Source organism: Paenibacillus apis (assembly GCF_018333295.1).
Taxonomy (GTDB): domain Bacteria; phylum Bacillota; class Bacilli; order Paenibacillales; family Paenibacillaceae; genus Fontibacillus; species Fontibacillus antibioticophila.
Window position 1 is genome coordinate 1 of the sequence record NZ_BORS01000083.1, and the last position, 255, is coordinate 255.

Genomic DNA, 255 nt, shown 5'->3' on the forward strand with positions numbered 1-255 from the left:
CGCGCGGCTTCGATCATTTCTGAGGCCAGGGTGGTCGCGGTAAGCACGGCCACTCCTCGTAACGCTTGCAGAGCCTGAATGAGCGGAGCTTGCGCACAGCTTTCGGCTTGTCGTTCGATCTCCTGCTGGTACCGGCAAATGCGTTCTTTCGTTTCCCAGATCGATTGGCGATACTCTTGAAACGTGACCTGCTGACAGTGATCTGCAAATTTTAAGCTGTCCAACCACGCTTCATACGCATGCGTCCATGGGGTG

1 pseudogene is annotated in these 255 nt (G+C 55.3%); it reads right to left on the reverse strand.

The annotated features are described in order from the left end of the window. Positions 1-224: pseudogene (locus KI362_RS25425) on the reverse strand (IS110 family transposase); the annotation flags it as partial. Between the last annotated feature and the right edge of the window lie 31 nt (positions 225-255).